The organism is Arthrobacter sp. JCM 19049, from assembly GCF_001310435.1.
The window spans coordinates 1-1,825 of the sequence record NZ_BAXF01000436.1; the positions used below are offsets into that span (position 1 = coordinate 1).

Annotated in this window: 5 protein-coding genes; 2 read left to right on the forward strand and 3 right to left on the reverse strand. The window is 65.6% G+C overall.

Features of this window, described 5'->3' with window-relative positions; genetic code table 11:
* Window positions 1–23: 23 nt before the first annotated feature.
* Together JCM19049_RS22700 and JCM19049_RS13110 are read right to left on the reverse strand one after the other, a co-directional pair.
* A complete protein-coding gene (locus JCM19049_RS22700; RefSeq protein WP_306420805.1) occupies window positions 24–188 on the reverse strand; it encodes a hypothetical protein in 165 nt (54 codons plus the stop codon).
* Window positions 154–597, reverse strand: a complete 444-nt coding sequence (locus tag JCM19049_RS13110; protein ID WP_306420806.1) for an NADPH-dependent FMN reductase — start codon at window positions 595–597, stop codon at window positions 154–156. Before JCM19049_RS13110 ends, JCM19049_RS22700 begins: the two co-directional genes overlap by 35 nt.
* Window positions 598–736: 139 nt before the next feature.
* Here JCM19049_RS13110 and JCM19049_RS20910 point away from each other — a divergent pair, with 139 nt between their 5' ends.
* The gene (locus tag JCM19049_RS20910) at window positions 737–997 is read left to right on the forward strand and encodes a hypothetical protein (RefSeq protein WP_279403193.1); all 261 of its coding nucleotides are present in this window, start codon (window positions 737–739) and stop codon (window positions 995–997) included.
* A gap of 94 nt (window positions 998–1,091) precedes the next feature.
* Window positions 1,092–1,226 carry a hypothetical protein gene (locus JCM19049_RS20915; RefSeq protein WP_279403194.1) on the forward strand — a complete coding sequence of 45 codons (135 nt, stop codon included), beginning with the start codon at window positions 1,092–1,094 and terminating at the stop codon, window positions 1,224–1,226.
* A gap of 150 nt (window positions 1,227–1,376) precedes the next feature.
* Here the strand turns inward: JCM19049_RS20915 and JCM19049_RS13120 are convergent.
* A partial coding sequence (locus JCM19049_RS13120) for an ATP-binding cassette domain-containing protein (RefSeq protein WP_306420807.1) occupies window positions 1,377–1,825 on the reverse strand: 449 nt, incomplete at its 5' end.

Genomic DNA, 1,825 nt, shown 5'->3' on the forward strand with positions numbered 1-1,825 from the left:
CGCGCGAGGCGGCGTGCAGGCTGCTAGGCGTCGGCCAGGGCTGGCTTGCGCACCGAGTTCATGGCGGTGATCCAGGCGGTGAGCTGGTCAAACATCGGTTCCACGGAGGTGGCCGAGATCTCGGTCGGGGCGAAGCTGGTGAAGTTCTCAAAGTCAGTGAACAGGGAGAACAGCCCGGTCTTCTGCACGTGGGCGACCTGCAGTTCGGAGAGCATCCCGCGCAGGTGCTCGATCGCGCGGGCGCCATGGCCGAGCCGTAGCCCACGATGCCGGCGGCTTGTTGTTCAGCTCCAGGTTCACGTAGCTCAGTGCGTTGGCCAGGGCCGGCTGCACGGAGTGGTTGTACTCGCCGGTGATGAAGATGTAGCCGTCGAATTCCTCCAGCTTGGCGGCCCAGGCCTTGGTGTGCTCCTGCTGGTAGTTCTGGTAGGCGGCCGGGAATGGCTCATCGAGCACCGGCAGGTTGAAGTCCTGGATGTCGACGATTTCATATTCGGCGTCTCCGCGCTGCTGGGCGCGCTCCAGCACCCACTGCGCAACGGAGAGGTTCAGGCGTCCGGGGCGGGTGGAGCCGGTAACGATGGCGATCTTGTTCATGTGCTGCTTTCCTCACTGGGTCGAACTGCGCCATCATATTGACGCGTCATCTATGTTTGCCAAAAACAGGATGCCACGGAATAATTGATGTGTCAACAACATCTAGCATTCCGGGGTTCCGACGAGGAGATGACGGCACATGGCCGAGGAAACGCGCTGGCTCGATGACCAGGAGCAGCGCCTGTGGCGCATCATCCGCGAGTTCCTGTGGCACTTTCCCAGTGCCATGGACCGCCAGCTGATGCGGGATTCAAAGATGCAGTCCGGAGAGTACTCCGTACTGGCCACCCTATCGGAATCCAGCTCCAAGCAGCTGCGCCCGGCCGATGTTGCGCGTGAACTGGATTGGGACCGCTCCCGCCTGTCCCACCTGCTGCGCCGAATGGAGAACAAGGGCTGATCGAACGCTGCACGGACGCCCGCGACGGGCGCGGCAACCTGATCAGCCTGACCGAGCAGGCTGGCACACCATCCGCACCGCCGCCCCCAGCCACGTGAACTTCATCCGCGAAGCCATCTTCGATCAGCTGGAGGCCGACGAGCGCGAGGTCATCGGCCGCGCCCTGACCCGGATCCTTTCCAACCTCGACGGCCAGCAGCCCGGCGGGCAGCCGGAGGCTAACTGCTGAGCTGGCGCGAGTAGTCGCTGCTGCCCAGCAGCCGGGCAAAGGCGCCGCCGGCGGCAGCCAGCCCATCGAACGAGCCTTCTTCCACCACGCGCCCGGCATCAAGCACCACGATCTTTTCCGCCCGGGCAATGGTGCTCAGCCGGTGGGCGATCAGCAGCGTCGTGCGCCCCTGGGCCAGGCGGTCCAGGGCCGCTGCACCTGCGCCTCGGTCACGGTATCCAGCGCACTGGTGGCCTCATCGAGCACCAGCACCTTCGGATTGCGCAGCATCGTGCGGGCGATCGCCAGGCGCTGCTGTTCCCCGCCGGAGAAGCGGTGCCCGCGCTGGCCGACCATGGTCTCCAGCCCCTCGGGCAGCGAGGAGATCAGCTCGGCGATCTGCGCATCCTCAAGCACCTGCCACATCTGCTCCTCGGTGGCCTGCGGTGCCGCCCAGGACAGATTCTCGCGGATCGTGCCGTGCAACAGGTAGCTCTCCTGGGAGACCACTCCCACCAACGCGGCCACATCCTGCGGGTCCAGGGTGCGAAGGTCCTGCCCGTCCAGCAGCACCCGGCCGCTGGTGGGATCGGCCAGGCGCGGGATCAGCAGCCAGGGTG

Bases quoted from the DNA above. Each gene is read 5' to 3' on its own strand.
- JCM19049_RS13110 (WP_306420806.1), bottom strand. From the start codon at position 597: ATGAACAAGATCGCCATCGTTACCGGCTCCACCCGCCCCGGACGCCTG.
- JCM19049_RS20910 (WP_279403193.1), top strand. From the start codon at position 737: ATGGCCGAGGAAACGCGCTGGCTCGATGACCAGGAGCAGCGCCTGTGG.